This window comes from Methanocalculus pumilus (assembly GCF_055382585.1).
In genome coordinates, this window is sequence record NZ_AP042393.1 from 2,048,691 (window position 1) to 2,069,412 (window position 20,722).

The following is a 20,722-nucleotide window of genomic DNA, read 5'->3' on the forward strand; positions in this document are numbered from 1 at the left end:
TTTTATTTTGACAAGACCGAACAAATATTATGAAGGAACGCTGTGTCAATAACCTTGGCGGCAAAGTTCTCATGATGGACGCAAAGCCTGACGAAGTGAATGAGTACGTCAGGAAGAACACCGCGGAACAGTATGAGATCTATCCAGGTTTTACGTTTCGTGGATTGACGATGCTCCTGTCAAAACCGATGCTGGTCGGGCTGAAGATCAAAAAGAAGAAGATTATTCTCCCATTTACAAAAATATGCCCAAAATACGGAACAGTCCTCTATGAGATCGATGCTGAGGACGGAGATTTTGAGACGATCCGAACCGGGCTTAAGCGGGTAGAGTAAAACCTGATACACCACCTCCTTTCATGATACCCTTATCTTTGGCGACAGCAAATTTTTATTGATGAATGGCAGGAATCGATCCGATCTCCGGATCGGATCACAGGTGAGCGTTATACAGAAGAAAGACCAGCAGAGCGGGAAGACAACAGAGGGAGTTGTCACCGCAATTTTAACGAACTCTTCTTTTCATCCCCACGGGATCAAGGTCAGGCTGGCAGACGGAACAGTCGGCAGGGTTGCGTCAATCCAAGGGTAAAAAGAGAAGGAACGGGATGGAGTGCCAATCCCATTCCGTCAGCATTTCCGGGCAGAACGCGTTTGATTTGAAGTAGTTTTTGTTGATAGATCAGACAAACCAAGGTGTGGTGAATATTGGGGCCTCATATTATTGTTTCACGTCTGCTCCAATAACAGAGTAGGCTTTGATGAGGATTAAGGTTTAAGTTAAGTTAATTTATTTTAATTATGTGAAGAGAGTGCTATCAGCCACGATCCTGAGGATTGCCTCTTCACATTCGCACCCCGCGGGATAACCGTATTTACCATGAGAACCGAAGATCCATAAAACATGATTGTTATCGGGATAGATCCGGGCATTGCCCGTGTGGGATACGGGGTGATCGAGAAGCAGGAACGGGGGATGCGCCCCCTCTGCTATGGCTGTATCGAGACATCCGCCCGGGATCGGACGACAAGCCACCGCCTCCACGAGATTTATACCCGGATACAGGCACTTATCGCAGAGCATTCACCTGACGAGATCGCAGTTGAAGAGCTCTTCTTCACAAAGAATGTGACATCAGCAATCAGGGTTGCTGAAGTGCGGGGTGTCATTCTGCTGGCAGCAGAAGAGCGTGGCATCAGGATCGTCGAGTATACCCCAAACCAGATCAAGCTGGCAGTATCTGGATCAGGGAAGGCAAAGAAAGAGCAGGTACAGGATATGGTTCGCCGGCTCCTGAAGCTTGACGAGATCCCCCGTCCCGATGATGCCGCCGACGGCCTTGCGATTGCTCTTTGCCATATCAATACCCTGAGGTAGAAAAAAAGCATGTTCGCACACATAACCGGAACACTCTCATCTGTTGGGGAAAAGTCAGTCGTCCTTGATGTTGGCGGGATCGGCTACCTGCTCCTGGTGAGCCAGCCAACCCTCCGGGAGATAGAAAAGAGCGAAGAAACGGTGAAGCTCTTCACCCAGCTTGTTGTCAGGGAGGACGCCCTCACCCTGTATGGGTTCCACCGGCAGAGCGAGCGGGAACTCTTCCAGATCCTGATCAATGTCTCGGGGATCGGGCCCCAGATTGCACTCAATATCCTCTCACAGATCTCGCTTGAGCAGTTTGCAATAGCAATCATCAGTGATGATGAGCGTGCTCTCACCAGTATCTCGGGGATCGGGGCAAAGAGTGCAAAACGGCTGATCCTGGAGCTGAAAGAGACGATGAAGAAGAAAAGAGGATCATTCATCGAAAAAGAAGGGCATATGCCCGCATCTGATGCGAAGTCAGCTCTTGTATCTCTTGGATTCTCCGAGCGGGAGGCCGAGGAGTCAGTGAAGGCGGTGATGGAGCGGCTGCCTTCAGGAAGCGTGCAGGCGATCATTAAAGCTGCACTCCAGCATATGAAGGAGAGAAGAACGTGACTGAGCGGATCATCACCCCGATAAAGTTTGAGGACGAGATCGACGATCCGGCAATCAGGCCGTCCCGGCTTGACGAGTTTGTCGGTCAGCCCCAGATCAAAGAGGCACTCAGAATCGCAATTGAAGCGGCAAAGATCCGGGGCGAGAACCTCGATCATATCCTCTTCTCAGGCCCTCCCGGCCTTGGGAAGACGACACTCGCCCAGATCATCGCCCGTGAGATGGGATCTGCAATACGGAGCACAACTGGACCCGTTCTTGACAAGCCAGGAGATCTCGCCGCCCAGCTGACGGCATTATCCTCAGGTGATCTCCTCTTCATCGACGAGATCCACCGGCTGAACCCGGTCGTCGAGGAGATCCTCTACCCTGCAATGGAGGACTACAGTATTGATGTGATGATCGGCGAGGGGCCGGGGGCACGGGCGATTCAGCTCCCTCTCGACCAGTTCACCCTCGTTGGCGCAACGACACGGGTCGGCCTCCTCGGCTCCCCGCTCCGTGACCGGTTCGGCCTCATCTTCCGGCTGAACCTCTACGAGGTGGATGATCTCCTCTCGATTGTGAAACGATCAGCTGCGATCCTGAAGATCCCGATCTCCGAAGAGGGAGCGCTTGAGATCGCAAAGCGGAGCCGGGGAACGCCGAGGATCGCAAACAGGCTCCTCAGGCGGGTCCGCGATTATGCAACGGTCCGGGGAGACGGCTCAATATCCCGTGAATCAGCGGATCTCGCCCTCGGTATCCTCGGGATCGATCCCCTCGGCCTTGATGATCTGGATCGGAGGATCATCACCGTGGTCGCCCGTGACTTCAGCGGCGGCCCTGTCGGGGTGAAGACGATCGCAATCTCGATCGGAGAGGAGGTCAGGACGATCGAAGAGGTATATGAGCCGTACCTGATCAGGATCGGTTTTTTGAAGCGGACGCCGAAAGGGCGGGAGACGACCGAGACAGCGGTTGCCCATATCTTTTCAGATGAGAAACAGGAACCCTTATCGTGATTAGTACTAATCAGGATTATGATTTTTTTCGATTCAGCAAAAAGAGGTGAGGAGGAGCGGCATATCAACATCCTAATTTTTTATACAATAAGACATCGCGATTATAAAAAATATCTTTTAAGATCATAATATTTTCCAATAAGGAAAACCATTATCAGCCCTCAATAGTGAGAAGTGATCATGCATACGATCACCATCCTCCCCGGCCATGATCGGAATGGCAACCCCGAAACCTTTGAGGCGCTCCATCTCCGCCCCGGCGATACCCTCGCCATCGTCGGCCCGACCGGATCCGGCAAGAGCGCCTTTATAAACGATATCGAGGTCTTTGCCCAGGGCGATACCGCAACCGGCAGGCGTATCCTCCTTGATGGCGAAATACCGCCCGAAAAGTTCGTCAGGGATCCTGCCTGCAAGCCGATCGCCCTCATCACCCAGACCACAAAATGCCTTGCGGATCTCACCGTCTCAGAGTTCCTGAGCATGCATCTCCGTGCACGCAAGATCACCGAAGGGGATCTGATCGAGAAGACGATCCGGCTTGCAAACGAATTCACGGGTGAGCCGATCCGCCCGGAATGCCGGATCTCCTCCCTCTCCGGCGGCCAGACGAGATCCCTGCTTGTTGCTGATGCAGTGATCATCTCAAACGCACCAATCATCCTCCTCGATGAGGTTGAGAATGCAGGGATCTTCCGTGATCGGGTCATCACCTGCCTGAAGAAATCCGGTACCTCCGTCATATTCGTCACCCATGACCCGCTCGTCTCCCTGATGTCAGACAAAAGGATCGTGATGGCAAACGGAGCGGTGAAGACAGTCCTTGAGCCGGATGGATCTGAAGAGTCGGTGCTGAAGCATGTCACCGAGATCGATCTCTACCTCTCCTCACTCCGTGAACGGCTCAGATCTGGGGAGATCCTCAGGGAGACGGTTGCAGCAGCATGAAGCTGATCATCGTCGCCGGACCACCGTCTGCGGGGAAGACGGCTGTTATCCGGCAGATCCTGAGCCATCTCCCAAAACAAACTGCTGCGTACCTGAAGATCGATGTCATCTATGCAAACGAGGATGAAGAGATCGCCCGTGAATTCGGCATTCCCGCACGGAAGGTCATCTCCGGCGACCTCTGCCCGGATCATGCCGGGATCACCGTTCTCTCCGATGCCCTGCTCTGGGCAGAGAAGGAGGGAGCCGAATTCCTGATCATAGAATCTGCCGGCCTCTGCCTCAGGTGTACCCCCTATACCACCGAGTCGCTTGGAATAGCAGTCCTCTCAGCGATCTCGGGCACCCATTCTCCCTATAAGATGAGCCCGATGATCGCACTTGCCGATGCTGCGGTTGTCACCAGGATCGATCTCGTCTCACAGGCAGAGAAGGAGGTCTTCAGGGAAGCAATCCGGGATGTTGCACCCGCAGTCGAGATCATCGAGACGAATGCGGTCATCGGGACCGGGATGCGATACCTGATGAAGATCATCGATGATCTCCTGCCGATCACTGATCCAAAGGCACTCACGCTCCGTGGCAGCCCGCCCCTTGGCGTCTGTACGGTCTGTGTCGGAAAGAAGCAGATCGGATGGGAGAACCATTTCGGGGTTGTCAGGAGGCTGGAAGGCGCAGATACTCTCTTCAGGGGGGAATAGATGGCCTGGAAACCACCCGGCAAGGACTGCGGGCTCTGCGGGGCAGCCTCATGCACCGCCTTCACCGCTCTTGTTGCCGCAGGCGCAAAATCATTCCGGGACTGCCCCTTCTACCAGGAGAGCGGGGGGAAGACGGAGTCATCCTATTCAGGAGTCGATATCCTCGGCCTTACCTATGACTTTGTGCTCCACCCGTTCCCGGGTGAGCCGTCCACCAGGAAGGATATTGTACCTTTCAGGCCGGATCTCGTCGAGAAATGGGAGATCAAAGCGGGAGATCTCGTTATAGGAAGGCCTGCCGGGGCAGGATGCCCGATCACCCATGCACTCAGGGTGACTGCTGCCGATCCGGTGAGCGGGATCATCTCCTGCCATGTCACAAGCCCTCTTGAAGCACGGAACGAAGATTGCCTGGATGTGAAAGCATACCATGTCCATGCATTTGAGGGGATCGCGGAGACGGTCAACCGTGAACCGACATTTGGGATGAAACAGCGGTTCCAGCCCGGATACTGCCTGATGGGACTATCTCATCTGGGTGTGGTGAATATGGTTATTACCACAAGCGACGGAGTCAGAGTCAGGGTGGAGGGGATAACACTGTGAAGACGACGCAGGAGATCAACAATAAAATCAGAAGCGGGGAGGCAACCATCATCCCTGCCCATGAATTCAAGAAAAGGGTGCGTGAGGGGGAAAGATTCACCGTCGGCGATGTGGATATTGTCACCTGCGGAACATTCGGGGTGATGTCGGGGACCTATGCAGTCCTGACGGTGCCTGTTGCACCCCCCGGCACTTTCCGGAAAGCAAGCTCACTCTTTTTAAACGGCGTTCCTGCCTATCCCGGCCCCTGCCCGAATGAACGGCTCGGTCTCATCGACTGCATCGTCTATGGTACCACACACCGGGACGAACGCTATGGCGGCGGCCATCTCTTTGCCGATCTCGCCGCCGGGAAGACTATTGAGGTTGAGGCGGAGGCAGACGGGCGGCGGTATACAAACGATATCACTATCTCCGATTGTGGCTTTGCAAAGCTCCATACAACACGATCGGCATTTAAGAATTATACCGCATTTCTCAGAAGAGAAGAAGGGTTACTTCCGACCATCTTCTCGGTCACCGGCCTCCGGGGACCCTGCAGGGAGATATCGGTCTCGGGTTGTGGGGAGGTGAACCCGGTACAAAACGATCCCTCACTCAGGTCACTTGCACCAGGCACACCGGTTTTTGTTAACGGCGTTAACGGAATCATCACCGGCACCGGTACGCGATCAACCCCGGAACGGCCGAATCTTGCATGTTCAGCTGATATAAACGGGATGGATCCCCTGATGATGGGCGGTTTTATCACATCAGATGGCCCCGAATGCCTCACCTCGGTTGCCGCTGCGATCCCGGTGCTCGATTCCGCATCCCTTGAGGGACTGATGGTGCTTGATGAGGAGATCCCACTCCCGGTTGCCGATATCAGCAACCGCCAGCCGATCGGAGAATCGGATTATGGCAGAATCTGGCGGGGAACAGACCGGGGTGTCAGAATCCACCCTGATCGGTGCCTTGACTGCACACCCTGCACAGCTCATTCAATCTGTCCTGCCGGGGCAATCGGAGAGGGGCATACCATCAACCGCTCCCTCTGCCTCGCCTGCGGCGCCTGCGCCTCAGCCTGTGAGGAAGGAGTCTTTTCTATCGATCTCGGAGCAATCCGGATCAAAGAGAGAGAGATTCCGGTGACCCTCCGCCAGTCTGACCGCACCAGGGCAGAACGGCTCTGCCGGCGTCTGGCAGATCGGATCCGCGAGGGATCATTCTTCCTCAGGGAGGGATTATGAACCACCTGCTCAGGTGCCCGGTATGCAGAATAACATTCCCCGATCATGGTGAACTTGCCTGTCCGAATGGACATCACGGGCTCCTCCGTGCGATCTACCCGGAGAAGCAGCTCGCTATCAGGGATGAGCCAGGCATCTTCCGGTATGCAGACTGGCTCCCTGTGCAACAGGTGCCACGGACCCAGTCGGGCCCTGTGACATTTCGCTCTTCCGGGTTTGCAAAAGAAACAGGGCTATCCAATCTCTGGATCGGCTTCACCGGCTATTCCCCTAAAAAGGGTGCATATGTTCCGACCTGCTCCTTCAAGGAGCTTGAAGCCTGGCCGACACTACAGCGGCTGAAGGAGACGGGCGGCGGCACCCTCGTTATTGCGTCTGCCGGAAATACCGGACGGGCATTTGCCGAGGTTGCAGATCTAATGGATCAGCAGGTCCTGCTTGTCGTTCCGACGCGGGCGTTGAACCGGATCTGGACGACGAGTCCTGCCCGGAATACCACCCTGATTGCAGTTGATGGAGATTATTCAGATGCAATCGCTCTAGCAGATCAGATCAGCGGAATACCCGGATATACCCCGGAGGGTGGTGCAAAGAATGTTGCCCGCCGTGACGGTATGGGCACCGTCTTCCTTGACGCGGCGGTTACGATCGGAAAGATCCCAGATCACTACGTACAGGGGGTCGGGAGCGGCACCGGCGCCATCACCGCATGGGAAGCAGCGCTCCGGCTGATTGCTGACGGCCGGTTTGGCGAGAAGCTTCCCCGCCTGCATCTCGCCCAGAACCTCCCCTTCATCCCGCTCGTCTCGGCATGGCAGGCACGGCGGCGCGAGATTATTCCGGAGATTGATATGCCGCATGCAGAAGAGGCGATAGCAGCAGTCAATGCCGATGTCCTAACGAACAGGAGACCGCCGTATGCCGTGCCGGGCGGCCTCTTTGACGCGCTATCGGCCTGCGGCGGCCGTATGTATGGGATCACGAATGCAGCCGCAGAATCGGCAGGAAGGCTCTTTGAAGGGACAGAAGGAATCGATCCCGATCCGGCAGCGGCAGTCGCCTGTGCAGCCCTCCTCGCAGCAGTTGATCGCGGCGATATCGGAGAAGATGCCTGTGTGCTCCTGAATATCACCGGTGGCGGATACAAAGCAGTTCCTGAAAAGCACCATGTAGTGCCGGTGGAGACCATCCGCCCGGGAGAGCTTCCGGCATGCATTCTGGAGAAGAGCCATGTTTGAAGACGCAATCATCAGAATCCTGAAAGAAGAGGGAATCACCCTCATCTCCCACCTCCCCTGTGATAAAGCGGGCACGCTCTGTGCCCTGGCAACAGGTGCCTTTCCGCATGTTCCCCTCCTCCGTGAAGAGGACGGGGTCGGGGTCTCGGCCGGCATATACCTTGCCGGGGGGAGGCCTGCCATCGTAATCCAGAGCTCTGGGCTCGGCAACATGCTCAATGCCCTCCTCTCACTCCATGGTACCTTCCATCTGCCGCTCCCGATCATCGCGAGCTGGCGGGGGATACAGAACGAGGTGATCCCCGCACAGATCCCCTTCAATTCCCGCCTCCCGGCCATCCTTGAGGGAGCAGGCATCCCGTATGCAACCATCATGGAACATGATGAACTCCCTCGCCTGCAGGAGATGATCCGACATTCGTTTGCCGAGGACATACCCACCGTCACACTCATCTCCCCCTCCTGTTTTGATGGCGGCTCCTGCCCGGCAGAGTCGTTCCCTGAACGGAACAGGGCAGTGCCTCCGATTCCGGGTTCAGTGATCAATACACCACGGATGACCCGGTACGATGCAATCGCCGCCCTCGCCCCTCATCTCGAAAGAGCACTCTGTGTGAGCAATATCGGCATCCCCTCAAAGGAGCTGTATGCCATCTCCGATCGTCCCGAAAACTTCTATATGCTCGGCTCATATACCCAGGCATCCCCTATCGGCCTTGGGCTCGCCCTTGCACAGGATCGGGAGGTGGTGGTGATCGACGGCGACGGTTCTCTCCTTGGATCAGCGATCCTGCCCGTCATCGCCTCACTTTCACCAAAGAACCTCACCATCGTCTGCCTTGACAACGGCACCTTCGGCTCCACAGGAAACCAGATCACCCAGGGCTATACCACCACTGATCTGGCGCAGGTCGCCTCTGCTGCCGGCATCCATAACTGTGTGCAGGTGCAGACTGAAGAGGCGCTTGCTGCTGCCATCTCAGAGAAGAGGGCCGGGCCCCGGTTCATTCACGTAATCATCAAGCCCGGCAATTCGGCGGTTCCGAATATCCCGCTCTCGCCTGAAGAGATCCGGGATCGGTTTATGCAGGCGGTTTCATCAGGGAAATGATTACTGTCCGGATCAGGTGAACCAGATCGAGGGCACCGATCAAAGGAGAGATACCTCTGCCGGATGAAAACGACGAGTCTTTATCTATACCGGGGATAATCTTCTGGTATGGTTATCAAGGTCCTCGCCTTCGCCGGTTCCCCCCGCCGCCACGGCAATTCAGAGACGCTCCTCGACTGGGTGCTCGAAGAGATGGAGAAGCAGCCCGATGTTGAGGTGGAGAAGCACGCCCTCGCCGATATCAATATCGCACCCTGTAAAGGATGTAATGCCTGTGAGAAACTGAATGCATGTATCCAGAAGGATGATATCGTCTGGGTTGAGGAGAAGATAATCGAAGCAGATATCATCATCCTCTCCTCGCCGATCTTCTGCATGGGGATTGCGGCCCAGCCAAAAGCCCTCATCGACCGGGCACAGGTCTTCAGATCACGGAAATTTGTCCTGAAACTGCCGGTTGTACCGCCTGAACGGAAAGGGAAGCGGATTGGTATCTTCCTCGCATCTGCCGGGCAGGACTGGGATTATGTCTTTGATGCCGCGATTCCTTCGGTCAAATGCCTCTTTAATGTCATCGATGTGAAGAACAAGGATATCCGGTACCTGATGATAAATAACGTGGATGAGAAAGGAGCAATAAACGATCATCCAACCGCAGAAACGGACGCACTGGCGCTTGCAGATGAAGTGATCGCCACCATGCGAAAGATGAAGGGAGAGCGTCTTTGATGAGAGATGAGCATATGAATGGAGAGAGACGATGAACGCCCTTGGGATCTCGGGAAGCCCGAGGAAGGGCGGCAATACCGAGACGCTCCTTGATGCGTTCCTCGCAGGTGCGGAGGAGGCTGGTGCAGAGACCCGGAAGGTGATCCTCCGTGACCTCGAATTCACCTCATGCAAAGGCTGCAATGCCTGCCACAAGACCGGGAAATGTGTCTTGAAAGATGACCTGACCCCGCTCTTTGACGAAATTCTTGCAGCCGACATCGTTGCCCTCGCCTCGCCGATCTATTCGATGGGGATCACCGCTGAACTCAAGGCTCTCATCGACCGGGGGCAGGTCTACTGGGCAAGGAAGTTCATCCTGAAGGATCTCTATTTTGAGTACGAGCATATCAAACGGCACAAAGGCTTCTTCATCTCAACCGCCGGCCAGAACTGGGATCATGTCTTTGACGGGGCATACCCTGTTCTAACCGCATTCTTCAATGATATCGGGTTCGAATACACCGACAATATCATCGCAAACAATATGGACGAGTATAAGGGGATCAAAGGGCACCCAACAGCGCTTGAGGATGCGAAGAAGAGAGGAAGGAAGGTTGTGGGGGAGCTTGAGAAGATTGTTAGAGAAAAGTAAGAAGAAGCAGCTTTTCGCACCTTTGAGACGTTTGTACGAGGTTTTTCGGGTAGATTTGTTTATTTTGAGAATGGATTATAAACAACCAAACCCGGAACACCATCAAAGTCTTTTTCATTTCTCGTAATGAGAATTGCATTCAGGGATAAAGCTGATGCAGCGATGACAGCGTCAGGAAGTGAGATGTTGGCATAGGTTCGGATGTCGATGGTACTCTCTGCAATTGCAACTGTCAAAGGGAGGCACCGTGCACAATCGAGGAGCTTCTTTGCTTTTTCCAGACCTTCAGGGTTATGCCCTTTCCACCCAAGAAGCTCAATTCGGGTTATTATTGAAATATTAAAGGATTCCAGAATGACTCTTTCGATAAACGATCTCTCTTCATCCGGAATAGCTCCAGCCAGATAATAGATTAGAATATTTGTATCAAGCAGGTATGAGGTCATATGCGATTCCATTCTCTCCGAAGTGACCGGGCAACCTCATCCGGGTTTTTGATGATGTCACGGTAAATTCCATAGTATTCCTGAGGATTGCAGGGGGAGATCCGGGGTTTCTGAACCTGAAGTGTCTGCTCCCAGAGTTCTATTGGAATGATGACACTTTTTTTGTGACCGCTCGCGTCATACACATACTGGATGTCGTTCATTATATTCCTGTTATTGTTTCGGGAGAATATAGTTATCCCGATGTATCATTGATCAATCTCGTTGAAACGAAAGCTGTGATGATCAAAGGAATCAAGAGATAAAAGAGCAATCAAAACTCAGATTAGCAAAGTAACGAAAACAATCCTCGATCATTTCATAACCATGGAATACGCATTTCTTCATGGCAGGGGGTAAGGCAGTGAATATAATCGAAAAGAGGGGAACCCGATCCCTCCATCAGAGGGAGATTATAAACAGGCTGAAACAAGAGATGCCAACACTTCAGAGACGATTTGGAATCAAACGGATCGGATTGTTTGGATCATATGCACGGGATGAAGCCGGTGAGATGAGTGATATAGATCTTCTTGTCTCTTTTGAAGAGGAGAAAGAGCGGTTTCGTACATTCATGCAATGTATTTTTTATCTTGAAGATATTTTTGGCAAAAACGTCGAGCTTATCGCAGAACATGCACTCGATTCCAGAATCCGACCGGTCGTTATTGATGAGGTGATCTGGATTTGAAGACAGATGCCTTTTATATCAGCCATATGATTCAATAGAATAAGAATGGGGAGAAAATCCCACACCCCTAACCCCGCACAATCAGAGATAAAACAGCGCCCCGAACAGGAGCACAAACGAGACTGCAATCACCACAATAAAGATCGCCGGATTCCATGCCAGCACCTTCTTCCCGTCAAGCGGTCCGATCGGGAGCATATTGAAGGCAGCGAGCATCGCGTTGATCTTGACACCGACTGCGCCGACGAGGATCACAAACCACCCCAGATCAAACATCGTTCCCCCGATCACAAGAAGGCCGAAGGGGATGGCAAGCAGGAGGTTTGTCAGCGGTCCGGCAACCGAGATCACCCCATTCTCCCTCTTTGAGAGGGTGGGGCCATAGATCATCGTGGCGCCGGGTGCGGCAAAGACGACCCCGACAAGAGCGGCAATTGCTACTGCAACGAGGAGCATCTGGTTATCTTTCTGGAATTCCGCCCAGTACCCATACCGCATCGCCGTGAACTTGTGTGCAAGCTCATGGAGCACAAAGCCCACCCCGACCGTTATCAGCGAGAGGAGGAATAAGAGGGCGGCGGTTCCAAGATGCACACCTGTTGCCGAAAATCCGCCGACGAGCGCAAGGGTGAACGCCAGAGCAAGCGCAAGCCAGGCGATGCCGAGATCCTTGCGCTCACGTGTCGAGATACGTTCCAACATACTGTATATTTCTGTTGCATGAAGAGATAGGGTTTCTCATTCAGATCAAATTCCATCCATCACAGAATCAACCATTCGCCGGAACGAGTCAATCATCCGGGTATTCCTTCCCTAAGAGATAGACGAGAGGGGAGTGTGCGGGAGAGAGGTGAAAACTCTCATGAAAGAAGCGGTATCAGAACATATTTTCTCTTCTTCTGCAAAATATCTCATAAGCTTGAAGATTCGGAATGAACACCATGAGAACTATCCCATCACCCGGAAAACTCATCTTCACCATCTCTCTCCTCCTGATCCTCTGTGCACTTGTGGGATCAGCGGGATGCCTTAGTGAGGGACAGCCAGAGATCCCAGCCACTCAGACAGAAGAGCCGATGAAGGCAGACTATGCTCCTGGCGAGATCCCCCTCCTCTATGCAGAGGCAGAAAACATGGCACGAGACGGATTCGATGCAATAGCCCGGATCCCACAGGAAGAGCGGACATTTGAGAATACCTTCCTTGCTTTTGACCACATCTTCACCGACTATACGGATGCAGTATACCCCATGTCAGTGATGGGATATGTCCACCCCGATGCAACCGTCCGGGAAGAGGGGATGGCCACCGATGAAGCCTTATCGATATTCGCAACAGAAACCTATGCCCGCCGGGATCTCTATGATGCATTATCAGATCAGGTACCACGAACAGACGAGGAGATGCGTCTCCGTGATGTTATTTTGAGAAGATTCGAGAAGCAGGGGCTTCACCTCGACAATGATCGGCTTGAGGAGGTCATCAGGATGAAAAACAGGATTGCTGCACTTGAGGCAGAGTACAACGCTAACCTCAACAGTGATAATACAACCATACTCTTCTCAGAAGAAGAACTCCGCGGCCTCCCCCCATCTGCACTGGCAGGTTTTGGCCGGACAGAAACGGGAGACTACATCGTCACGACAAGCTATCCCGATTATATCGCAGTAATGAGCTATGCAGATGAGAGTGAAACACGAAAGCGGATGCTTGCTGCAGACAATGCCATGCAGGGAGACAGAAACATCCCGCTCCTTGAAGAAGCCATCCAGCTTCGCCAGAAGGTTGCCCGTGAAATCGGCTATGATACCTGGGCAGACTACCAGATCGACGGCCGGATGGCAGGAGATGCGGACTCGGTGATGGAATTCTTAAATGATCTAAAGGATCCCCTCAGGGAGAAGAGGGAAGCTGAATTTGCCACCCTTCTCTCAATCAAACAACGGATTGATCCTGGTGCCAAATCGCTCGATCATTGGGACATAACCTATCTCACCGAGATCTACAAAACCGAAGAGTACGGGTACAGCAAGGATGAGGTGAAAGAGTACTTCCCCCTTGACCGGGTACTGAATGGATTGTTTGAGATCTACGAATCCCTCTATGGGATAACCTTTGAGGAAGTCAATAATCCAGTAGTATGGCATCCCGATGTCCGGCTCTTCAAAATCAGCGATGAGGCGGATGGAACGACAATTGCACACCTCTATCTTGATCTCTATCCACGCGAGGGAAAGTACAATCATTTCATCATTTTTGGCCTTACAAGCGGAAGGATGACTGAAGAGGGGTATGCACAACCATCTGCGGCGATAGTCGGAAACTTCAACCCCCCGCAGGAGGGCAAGCCTACCCTGTTAACAATGGATGAAATCTGGACCTTATTCCACGAGATGGGCCATGCCACACATAATCTCCTCACCCGTGCACCATATGGCACACTCTCAGGGTTCGAGGTCGAGTGGGACTTTGCAGAAACCCCGTCCCAGGCATTCGAAGAGTGGATATATGATCCTGCCATCATGGAATCGATCTCCGGCCATTATACAGATCCGGAACAGAAGATCCCACCGGATCTTCGGGATCGGGTCATCGCCTCTGAAAATTTTGGGAAAGGATATTCATTCTCCTCACAACTCCTCAATTCTCTACAGGATATGATCTATCACTCTACAGACGGGCCCGTTGACACCGTCCGGATCTATGAGGAGCTGCATTTAGAGCTGCGTGGGATACCCGCAATAGAGGGAACACAACATCCAGCCAGCTTCAGCCATCTGATGGGCGGATACGATGCCGGGTACTACAGCTATCTCTGGTCGAAAGTGTATGCGATGAATATCGTCGAGCGCTTCAAAGAGGACGGCATGACGAACCGGACAACAGGAATGACATACCGGAGAACGGTGCTTGAGAGAGGAAATATGGCAGACGGCATGGTACTCCTGACAGACTTCCTCGGAGAGGAGCCGGGAGTCGGGCCGCTGTACCGATTCCTCAGGATAAACGAATGACCCAATCCAAAAACCCCGCATTCCCCTCCATGAAGGTTGCAGAAACCAGATAGAACATCTCCATCATCCTTCACCAGAAACCATATTCAATCACCCCGAAGGCTGGAGCCCCGGTTTCAATCTGGTGACTTTTTTTGTTCTCCGCACATACAGATAACACAGAAGCCGGATCTAACACTCAGGAGATACATAATCAATGCCCAGACCAAAACGAACACCAGGACAGGCACACCCATTTCTCAAATGGGCGGGCGGAAAAACACAGCTTCTGCCGGAACTTATCTCCCGCCTCCCGCCAGGGATTGCTAATGGGGAGATCACCAGGTATGTCGAGCCTTTCATCGGCGGGGGCGCGCTCTTCTTTGCCCTGCACGAACAACACACCATACAAGAGTCATATCTCTCTGACATCAACTGCGAGCTCACCCTCTGCTATTCTGTCATTCAGAAGGATGCAGAAGCACTGATCGAGAGACTCGAAGAACTGAAATCTGAATATTACACGCAGGATGAAGAGGGAAGAAAAACACTTTTTTATGAGATCAGGGAGAGCTTCAACAGGCAGCTCACCAGCATCTCTTTTTCCGAATACAACCCGGAGTGGATCACTCGTGCTGCATGGATTATCTTTTTAAACCGCACCTGTTTCAACGGGCTCTTCCGGGTGAACAAAAAAGGCGAATTCAATGTTCCCTTTGGAAAGTACAAAAACCCCGATATCCTGAATGCGGAGAACCTGCGGAATGTCGCAAAACTCCTCGAAGGTACAACAATCGGGCAGGGAGACTTCACCAGCTGCCGGGATGTCGTGGATGAGAAGACGTTTGTCTATTTCGATCCCCCTTACCGCCCCCTCAACGAGAAGACTGCTGTATTCACCTCATATGCTAAGGATGGGTTTGACGAGGGCGATCAGAAACGGCTCGCCGAATTCTTCCGGGAGCTTGACCGGAAAGGAGCAAAAGTCATGCTCTCTAATTCAGATCCCAAAAACACCGATCCCGAGGACTGCTTCTTTGATGATCTCTATTCCGGCTTCACCATCGAACGGGTACCTGCAACACGGACGATCAATTCAAATGGTGCGGGGAGGGGTGTAATCAACGAGCTGATCATCACGAATTATCCGGTTTCAAAGAGGTCAACTACCCCGCCCTAAAGGACGGGGCTTGAGGCTCTGCAAAAATTCAGGACACTCGTCTGGGTGGCTGACTTCACACCCCTGTGATTCCAGGATATACCTGGAATCACGTGTTCGCAATTCGATGTTCCTTGCACCGATAAGATCAGAGTGTAACGTATATCCACAACATTTACACGTAAAAGACAAACCATTACGGTTCGATTTGTTAATGTGATAACATCGTGGGCATGTCTGCGAAGTATATTGAGGGTCAATATATTCGACACGAATACCCGCGGTTTTCGCTTTGTATTCGATCATAAAGTGTAACTGATAATATGACCACGATGATTTCTGATACCTGTTTTCTTTACGGGTTTTGTGGATGGTGTTTGTACGGATGCCTGTTAAATCTTCTAATCCGATACAATTAACATTATTATCGAGTGCAAACTGAACAATCTCTTTGGACACGTTATGATTCATATTTGCCATGAGCCGTCTTTCTTTACCTGATATATGTTTCAACATTCGTTTTGCAGATAAAGTGCCTTTGGCTTGTAACCTTGCTCGCATGGATGAATAGATGTTTTTGAGGTTCTTGACTTCTCCACCGCAGAAAAACCTGCATTTGTTGTCTGTGGTGTTGACGACGGCTAACCAGTTCATTCCAACATCAACCCCCATGAATGTGGATGCTGTATCCAATTCGGGGGGATCGGGGATGGTCCTGGATACGGAGAGATGGAAATAATAGCCGTCTTTATGTTTAACGAGTTTCGATGCGGTAAATTCCCATGAACCGTCAAAATACTGTTCGGCAGAAGAATACATGTGGAATGGATATTTTTTTCGACCATCCAATGTGGTGATGCTCACCCATTCTTTCGTGATAGTAAAATCCCGCCTATATGAGAAGGTTACATTTGTGGGACGGTATTGGATCTCCTGCCATTCTGCCTGACCTGTTTTAATCTGTTCTTTCAAGGTTTTGTAGGTTCCTGCTACCTGGCGGCAGATATTACAGGTCATCTGGCTGAGTAATCCGAGGTTTCGTACGTCCTGATAAACCCGTTTTTGGATTTTGTCAGAACCCATAGGCTTACCATGTTCATATACAACAGTGGAAACATAGTTCATCCCTGATGTATAACTTTGGACGAGAGCGTTTAACTCTCCCCCGTAATTATACAACTTTAACGGAATGGTTTTCACTTGTTGCATATAGTATAATTTTCAAGTGACTATATAAAGGTATCTGAGGCAATTCCTCCCCTACCTAAAGGAAGGGGACTCCTTGCCATTTTAGTTGAACAGAAGAGTGAAGATTCGGATCAGATGACCCCAATCACAATCAATATCAATACAATCCCACCGATCGCAACCGTCAGCACCCCGGCAACCCCAAGCACCAGATACAGGAGTGGCAGGTACTCATTCACCATCGCCGCTCCTCCCCCCGTGCCTTGGTCCGTTTTCTCCTGAAGAGATCCTCCCGCTCCATCTCCTCAAGATAATCCGAGATATATGCAATGACTCTTTTCAGCTGTGGGATCATGATCGAATCAAGGGCATTTGCCCGCCGCCGGACTGACGTGATCCGGGACGAGAGGCGGAGGAGTGCGCCTTCCACCTCGGCGAGACGGATGGCGGTGGCAACTGCCTCTTCTGCAAGATCAGAAGCAAAATCCAGCCTCCCTGTAGCTACCGAGAAGCCGTATCCGGGGACACGCCCCTCCCTGAGCGGATCCGGGAGATCGAACCGGGGAACACCCACCCCCATGATACCCTTCTTAATTGCCGGAATATCGGGGATGCTCCGCTCCACGGCAGCACAGCTCTCCACCTCCCGGTGTGTCGCCGCCATCTCTGCTGCAAAGAGGGCGGGATATGCCGCTGCAAATGCCTCCTCCATCTTCCTCCTCAGCTCATCCCGGCGTTTTGTAAGGGAGAAGAACTCCATCACCATCGCATCAAGCTTCTCCCTGAGGAGTTCATGCCCCTTCTCCGCGATAACCAGCCTTTTTCTGGACTTCAGCAGTTCAATCCGTGTCGGGCGTGTGCCGGGAGGGAGCCTCCTGCTCACCCGGTGCCACCCCGGTAATAGTCGTTTATATACTTTGGATCGATCCTCTTCAGCTCATCTTTTGGGAAGATAGAGAGGAGCTCCCATGCCTGGTCAAGGGTTTCATCAAACGACCTCCCCTCATCCCGCTTCTGGCCTACAAACTCATGCTCGAACCGATCAAGGAAGGTCAGATACAGACGGTCAACATCAGTCAGCCCTTCATCGCCGATCACCGCCACAAGCCCGGCAAGCCGCCGGCCCCGGGCATAGGCGGCATAGAGCTGGCTTGAGACATTCGCATGATCCGCCCGTGTCCTCCCATCCCCGATTCCTCCCTGCATCAGCCGTGACAGGCAGGGGAGTACATCAATCGGCGGATAGATTCCTTTTCTGTGCAGTTCGCGTGAGAGGACGATCTGGCCTTCGGTGATATACCCGGTTAAATCAGGCACAGGATGGGTGATATCATCATCCGGCATCGAGAGGATCGGAAGCTGGGTGATCGAGCCGGGCCTGCCTTTCACCCTGCCTGCCCGTTCATAGAGCGATGCCAGATCCGTATACATGTACCCCGGATACCCTCGTCTGGCCGGTATCTCCTCGCGGGCAGCCGAGACCTCACGAAGCGCCTCGCAGTATGCGGTGATGTCCTGCATCACCACCAGCACATGCATCCCAAGATCAAATGCCAGGTATTCGGCAGCGGTCAGGGCAAGCCTTGGGGTGACGATCCGCTCGATCGCAGGATCATCAGCACGATTCAGAAAGATCACCGCATGGGCCCGTGCCCCGGTCTCTGAGAACTCCTCGATGAAGAAGCGGGCCTCTTCATGGGTGATCCCCATCGCTGCAAAGACGACCGCAAACGATTCATCAGACCCTCGTACCCGTGCCTGCCGGGTGATCTGTGCGGCAAGGAGGCTGTGCGGCAGGCCTGATCCTGAGAAGACCGGGAGTTTCTGCCCCCGGACAAGCGTATTCATCCCGTCGATTGCGGAGATCCCGGTCTCGATCGAATCCTGCGGGAATTCCCGTTTCGTCGGGTTGATTGCATAGCCGGAGATCTCCATCTCCTTCTCCGGAACGACACTTCCTCCGCCATCGATCGGTTCGGCCGATCCCGAGAAGATCCTTCCGAGCATCTCTTTACTCACCGGCATCGTCATCGGCCTGCCGGTGAAGCGGACAGCGGTGATATCACAGTCAAGATCACGGGTTCCTCCGAAGACCATCACGATCGCCATACCTTTCCTCGACTCAAGAACCTGTCCTGTCCGGACTGTGCCATCGGGGAGGAGAACCTTCACCACCTCGTTATACCCGGCATCATCGATCCCGGATACGGCAAGGATCGGTCCTGCAACCCGGACAACAGACTGGAACTCCCGGAGCGGCGGCATCAGTCATCACCCCCGGGAAATGCAGCATCCAATGCTTCAAGAGTCTCCGGATAGAACGACTCAAATTCCTCATGCGGCATCGGACCCATCCGGGAGAGCCGGGAAGTCACCGGAAGCTGCTGAACCTCTGCCGAACTCATCCCCCCACCAACTGCCCGCTTTCCCAGCCGGTAATAGCGGTGAATCAGGGTCATCATCCGATACTGCTTATCGGGGGGGCAGAAGGTATCGACCGGATCAAATGCGGACTGCACCAAAAACGACTCCCTCAGGATGGTAGCTACATTCAGCGTGAACTTGTCCTCTTCGGGGAGGAGATCGGGACCGACCAGCTGGACAATCTCCTGGAGTTCGTTCTCTTTCTGGAGGAGGGCGAGGAGATCTGATCGCATCCTCCCCCATTTTCCCCCCCCGTGCTTCTCCCACCATGGAGCAACGAGATCCGAATAGAGCGAGTAGCTGAGGAGCCAGTTCACTGCCGGGAAATGGCGCTGATGAGCGAGATCGGCATCAAGCGCCCAGAAGACCCGGACGATCCTGAGCGTGTTCTGGGTCACCGGCTCGGAGAAATCTCCACCCGGCGGCGAGACCGCCCCGATCACCGAGATCGAACCCTCTTCACCGGAGAGCGTCTTCACACGCCCCGCCCGTTCATAGAAGTCCGCAAGCCGGGAGCCGAGATAGGCAGGGTAGCCGTGTTCGCCCGGCATCTCTTCGAGCCGACCTGAGATCTCCCGCATCGCCTCAGCCCATCGGGAGGTCGAATCTGCCATCAGGGCAACAGAATACCCCATGTCACGGTAATATTCCGCAATTGTGATCCCGGTATAGACCGAAGCCTCGCGGGCTGCAACCGGCATATTCGAGGTATTCCCGATCAGAACCGTCCTCTTCATCAACGGCTCTTTTGTCTTTGGATCGACAAGAGCCGGGAACTGCCGAAGCACATCTGCCATCTCGTTCCCCCGCTCACCACAGCCGACATAAACGATGATATCGGCATCGCACCATTTGGCAAGCTGGTGCTGGACAACCGTCTTGCCGGCACCAAAGGGTCCTGGCACAGCGGCAGTTCCTCCCTGGACAATCGGGAAGAAGGAGTCAATCACCCGCTGGCCCGTGATCAGGGGGCGGATCGCAGGAAGCTTTGATTGTATCGGCCGGGGCACCCGAACCGGCCATCGCTGGAGCATTGTGATCTCCATCTCTGTGCCGGTTGCATCCCTGAGCCAGAGGATCGTCTCATCAACGGTATAGTCGCCTTCGGATGCGATCCGCTCCACCGTTCCCGAGAGATCCGGGGGGAGGTGGATTGTGTGAAGGATGTGGTTCGTCTCAGGAACCGACCCGATCACCGCACCGGCTGAAATTTTGTCCCCCTCTGAAAGCGAGGGAGTGAAATGGAACCTCTTTTCACGCGATAGCGCCGGAGCCGTGACCCCACGGACGATGAAATCACCGGAGATCTCACCAAGCTCTGTCAGGGGCCGCTGGATACCATCATAGATCATCTCAAGAAGGCCGGGTCCAAGCTCCACCGAGAGCGGCATCTTGGATCGCCTGACCGGCTCACCGGGGGTGATGCCGGTGGTATCCTCATAGACCTGGATGGTTGCGGTATCGTTATGCAGCCCGATGATCTCGCCGATGAGACCATCCTCCCCGACAAAGACGACCTCATACATCTGTGCTCCACGCATCCGGTCAGCCTCGACAACCGGTCCTGTAATCCGAATTATACTGCTCTCTGTCATCCAA

23 protein-coding genes are annotated in these 20,722 nt (G+C 53.3%); 16 read left to right on the top strand and 7 right to left on the bottom strand.

Annotated features, from left to right (window positions below; all coding sequences use genetic code 11):
* Nucleotides 1-29: 29 nt before the first annotated feature.
* From ACZ44I_RS10755 to ACZ44I_RS10815, 13 genes are all read left to right on the top strand, one after another.
* Entirely contained in the window at nt 30-335 is a 306-nt protein-coding gene (locus tag ACZ44I_RS10755; protein WP_464550032.1) for a DUF1894 domain-containing protein, read from the top strand.
* Nucleotides 336-396: 61 nt separating this feature from the next.
* Nucleotides 397-591, top strand: coding sequence for a YwbE family protein (locus tag ACZ44I_RS10760; protein WP_300332496.1), 195 nt, complete (start codon nt 397-399; stop codon nt 589-591).
* Nucleotides 592-903: 312 nt separating this feature from the next.
* A complete protein-coding gene (ruvC, locus tag ACZ44I_RS10765; RefSeq protein WP_464550030.1) occupies nt 904-1,377 on the top strand; it encodes a crossover junction endodeoxyribonuclease RuvC in 474 nt (157 codons plus the stop codon).
* 9 nt (nt 1,378-1,386) lie between these two features.
* Nucleotides 1,387-1,980, top strand: coding sequence for a Holliday junction branch migration protein RuvA (gene ruvA, locus ACZ44I_RS10770; RefSeq protein ID WP_464550029.1), 594 nt, complete (start codon nt 1,387-1,389; stop codon nt 1,978-1,980).
* Nucleotides 1,977-2,984, top strand: a complete 1,008-nt coding sequence (ruvB, locus tag ACZ44I_RS10775; RefSeq protein WP_464550027.1) for a Holliday junction branch migration DNA helicase RuvB — start codon at nt 1,977-1,979, stop codon at nt 2,982-2,984. The genes ruvA and ruvB overlap by 4 nt, the downstream gene beginning before the upstream one ends.
* 180 nt (nt 2,985-3,164) lie before the next feature.
* The gene (locus tag ACZ44I_RS10780) at nt 3,165-3,932 is read left to right on the top strand and encodes an ATP-binding cassette domain-containing protein (RefSeq protein WP_464550025.1); all 768 of its coding nucleotides are present in this window, start codon (nt 3,165-3,167) and stop codon (nt 3,930-3,932) included.
* Entirely contained in the window at nt 3,929-4,633 is a 705-nt protein-coding gene (locus ACZ44I_RS10785; protein WP_464550023.1) for a GTP-binding protein, read from the top strand. Before ACZ44I_RS10780 ends, ACZ44I_RS10785 begins: the two co-directional genes overlap by 4 nt.
* A complete protein-coding gene (locus tag ACZ44I_RS10790) occupies nt 4,634-5,239 on the top strand; it encodes a (Fe-S)-binding protein (protein WP_464550021.1) in 606 nt (201 codons plus the stop codon). It abuts the gene before it with no gap.
* Complete coding sequence (locus ACZ44I_RS10795; protein WP_464550019.1) at nt 5,236-6,471, top strand: methanogenesis marker 16 metalloprotein; 1,236 nt, start codon at nt 5,236-5,238, stop codon at nt 6,469-6,471. Before ACZ44I_RS10790 ends, ACZ44I_RS10795 begins: the two co-directional genes overlap by 4 nt.
* Nucleotides 6,468-7,709 carry a cysteate synthase gene (locus ACZ44I_RS10800; RefSeq protein WP_464550017.1) on the top strand — a complete coding sequence of 414 codons (1,242 nt, stop codon included), beginning with the start codon at nt 6,468-6,470 and terminating at the stop codon, nt 7,707-7,709. Before ACZ44I_RS10795 ends, ACZ44I_RS10800 begins: the two co-directional genes overlap by 4 nt.
* A complete protein-coding gene (comE, locus tag ACZ44I_RS10805; RefSeq protein ID WP_464550015.1) occupies nt 7,702-8,820 on the top strand; it encodes a sulfopyruvate decarboxylase subunit beta in 1,119 nt (372 codons plus the stop codon). Before ACZ44I_RS10800 ends, comE begins: the two co-directional genes overlap by 8 nt.
* Nucleotides 8,821-8,928: 108 nt before the next feature.
* On the top strand, nt 8,929-9,549 hold the full coding sequence (locus ACZ44I_RS10810; RefSeq protein WP_464550013.1) for a flavodoxin family protein: 621 nt from the start codon (nt 8,929-8,931) through the stop codon (nt 9,547-9,549).
* A gap of 31 nt (nt 9,550-9,580) precedes the next feature.
* Nucleotides 9,581-10,183 (top strand): flavodoxin family protein, encoded by a 603-nt coding sequence (locus ACZ44I_RS10815; RefSeq protein ID WP_464550011.1) that lies wholly within the window; start codon nt 9,581-9,583, stop codon nt 10,181-10,183.
* Nucleotides 10,184-10,242: 59 nt separating this feature from the next.
* On the opposite strand, the gene ACZ44I_RS10820 is transcribed toward ACZ44I_RS10815, so the two are convergent.
* Complete coding sequence (locus ACZ44I_RS10820; RefSeq protein ID WP_464550010.1) at nt 10,243-10,641, bottom strand: type II toxin-antitoxin system VapC family toxin; 399 nt, start codon at nt 10,639-10,641, stop codon at nt 10,243-10,245.
* Complete coding sequence (locus ACZ44I_RS10825; RefSeq protein ID WP_464550008.1) at nt 10,626-10,832, bottom strand: hypothetical protein; 207 nt, start codon at nt 10,830-10,832, stop codon at nt 10,626-10,628. The genes ACZ44I_RS10820 and ACZ44I_RS10825 overlap by 16 nt, the downstream gene beginning before the upstream one ends.
* 200 nt (nt 10,833-11,032) lie before the next feature.
* On the opposite strand from ACZ44I_RS10825, the gene ACZ44I_RS10830 reads away from it, so the two are divergent.
* Entirely contained in the window at nt 11,033-11,359 is a 327-nt protein-coding gene (locus tag ACZ44I_RS10830; protein WP_464550006.1) for a nucleotidyltransferase family protein, read from the top strand.
* 81 nt (nt 11,360-11,440) lie between these two features.
* On the opposite strand, the gene ACZ44I_RS10835 is transcribed toward ACZ44I_RS10830, so the two are convergent.
* Nucleotides 11,441-12,061, bottom strand: a complete 621-nt coding sequence (locus ACZ44I_RS10835) for a zinc metalloprotease (RefSeq protein ID WP_464550005.1) — start codon at nt 12,059-12,061, stop codon at nt 11,441-11,443.
* Between the two features lie 239 nt (nt 12,062-12,300).
* Here ACZ44I_RS10835 and ACZ44I_RS10840 point away from each other — a divergent pair, with 239 nt between their 5' ends.
* Both ACZ44I_RS10840 and ACZ44I_RS10845 read left to right on the top strand, forming a co-directional pair.
* Nucleotides 12,301-14,373, top strand: coding sequence for a M3 family metallopeptidase (locus ACZ44I_RS10840; protein ID WP_464550003.1), 2,073 nt, complete (start codon nt 12,301-12,303; stop codon nt 14,371-14,373).
* 196 nt (nt 14,374-14,569) lie between these two features.
* Complete coding sequence (locus ACZ44I_RS10845; RefSeq protein WP_464550001.1) at nt 14,570-15,532, top strand: DNA adenine methylase; 963 nt, start codon at nt 14,570-14,572, stop codon at nt 15,530-15,532.
* Here the strand turns inward: ACZ44I_RS10845 and ACZ44I_RS10850 are convergent.
* From ACZ44I_RS10850 to ACZ44I_RS10865, 4 genes are all read right to left on the bottom strand, one after another.
* Nucleotides 15,515-16,720 carry an RNA-guided endonuclease TnpB family protein gene (locus ACZ44I_RS10850; protein WP_464548791.1) on the bottom strand — a complete coding sequence of 402 codons (1,206 nt, stop codon included), beginning with the start codon at nt 16,718-16,720 and terminating at the stop codon, nt 15,515-15,517. The genes ACZ44I_RS10845 and ACZ44I_RS10850 overlap by 18 nt on opposite strands.
* 214 nt (nt 16,721-16,934) lie before the next feature.
* Nucleotides 16,935-17,582, bottom strand: coding sequence for a V-type ATP synthase subunit D (locus ACZ44I_RS10855; RefSeq protein ID WP_464549999.1), 648 nt, complete (start codon nt 17,580-17,582; stop codon nt 16,935-16,937).
* Nucleotides 17,579-18,964, bottom strand: a complete 1,386-nt coding sequence (locus tag ACZ44I_RS10860; protein WP_464549997.1) for a V-type ATP synthase subunit B — start codon at nt 18,962-18,964, stop codon at nt 17,579-17,581. Before ACZ44I_RS10860 ends, ACZ44I_RS10855 begins: the two co-directional genes overlap by 4 nt.
* Nucleotides 18,964-20,718, bottom strand: a complete 1,755-nt coding sequence (locus tag ACZ44I_RS10865) for a V-type ATP synthase subunit A (RefSeq protein WP_464549995.1) — start codon at nt 20,716-20,718, stop codon at nt 18,964-18,966. The genes ACZ44I_RS10860 and ACZ44I_RS10865 overlap by 1 nt, the downstream gene beginning before the upstream one ends.
* Nucleotides 20,719-20,722 lie beyond the last annotated feature (4 nt).

Excerpts from the sequence above, each read along its gene's own strand:
- ACZ44I_RS10755 (WP_464550032.1), top strand. The coding sequence starts at position 30 with ATGAAGGAACGCTGTGTCAATAACCTTGGCGGCAAAGTTCTCATGATG.
- ACZ44I_RS10760 (WP_300332496.1), top strand. The coding sequence starts at position 397 with ATGAATGGCAGGAATCGATCCGATCTCCGGATCGGATCACAGGTGAGC.
- ruvC (WP_464550030.1), top strand. The coding sequence starts at position 904 with ATGATTGTTATCGGGATAGATCCGGGCATTGCCCGTGTGGGATACGGG.
- ruvA (WP_464550029.1), top strand. The coding sequence starts at position 1,387 with ATGTTCGCACACATAACCGGAACACTCTCATCTGTTGGGGAAAAGTCA.
- ACZ44I_RS10780 (WP_464550025.1), top strand. The coding sequence starts at position 3,165 with ATGCATACGATCACCATCCTCCCCGGCCATGATCGGAATGGCAACCCC.
- ACZ44I_RS10785 (WP_464550023.1), top strand. The coding sequence starts at position 3,929 with ATGAAGCTGATCATCGTCGCCGGACCACCGTCTGCGGGGAAGACGGCT.
- ACZ44I_RS10790 (WP_464550021.1), top strand. The coding sequence starts at position 4,634 with ATGGCCTGGAAACCACCCGGCAAGGACTGCGGGCTCTGCGGGGCAGCC.
- ACZ44I_RS10800 (WP_464550017.1), top strand. The coding sequence starts at position 6,468 with ATGAACCACCTGCTCAGGTGCCCGGTATGCAGAATAACATTCCCCGAT.
- comE (WP_464550015.1), top strand. The coding sequence starts at position 7,702 with ATGTTTGAAGACGCAATCATCAGAATCCTGAAAGAAGAGGGAATCACC.
- ACZ44I_RS10810 (WP_464550013.1), top strand. The coding sequence starts at position 8,929 with ATGGTTATCAAGGTCCTCGCCTTCGCCGGTTCCCCCCGCCGCCACGGC.
- ACZ44I_RS10815 (WP_464550011.1), top strand. The coding sequence starts at position 9,581 with ATGAACGCCCTTGGGATCTCGGGAAGCCCGAGGAAGGGCGGCAATACC.
- ACZ44I_RS10820 (WP_464550010.1), bottom strand. The coding sequence starts at position 10,641 with ATGGAATCGCATATGACCTCATACCTGCTTGATACAAATATTCTAATC.
- ACZ44I_RS10825 (WP_464550008.1), bottom strand. The coding sequence starts at position 10,832 with ATGAACGACATCCAGTATGTGTATGACGCGAGCGGTCACAAAAAAAGT.
- ACZ44I_RS10835 (WP_464550005.1), bottom strand. The coding sequence starts at position 12,061 with ATGTTGGAACGTATCTCGACACGTGAGCGCAAGGATCTCGGCATCGCC.
- ACZ44I_RS10840 (WP_464550003.1), top strand. The coding sequence starts at position 12,301 with ATGAGAACTATCCCATCACCCGGAAAACTCATCTTCACCATCTCTCTC.
- ACZ44I_RS10845 (WP_464550001.1), top strand. The coding sequence starts at position 14,570 with ATGCCCAGACCAAAACGAACACCAGGACAGGCACACCCATTTCTCAAA.
- ACZ44I_RS10850 (WP_464548791.1), bottom strand. The coding sequence starts at position 16,720 with ATGCAACAAGTGAAAACCATTCCGTTAAAGTTGTATAATTACGGGGGA.
- ACZ44I_RS10860 (WP_464549997.1), bottom strand. The coding sequence starts at position 18,964 with ATGCCGCCGCTCCGGGAGTTCCAGTCTGTTGTCCGGGTTGCAGGACCG.
- ACZ44I_RS10865 (WP_464549995.1), bottom strand. The coding sequence starts at position 20,718 with ATGACAGAGAGCAGTATAATTCGGATTACAGGACCGGTTGTCGAGGCT.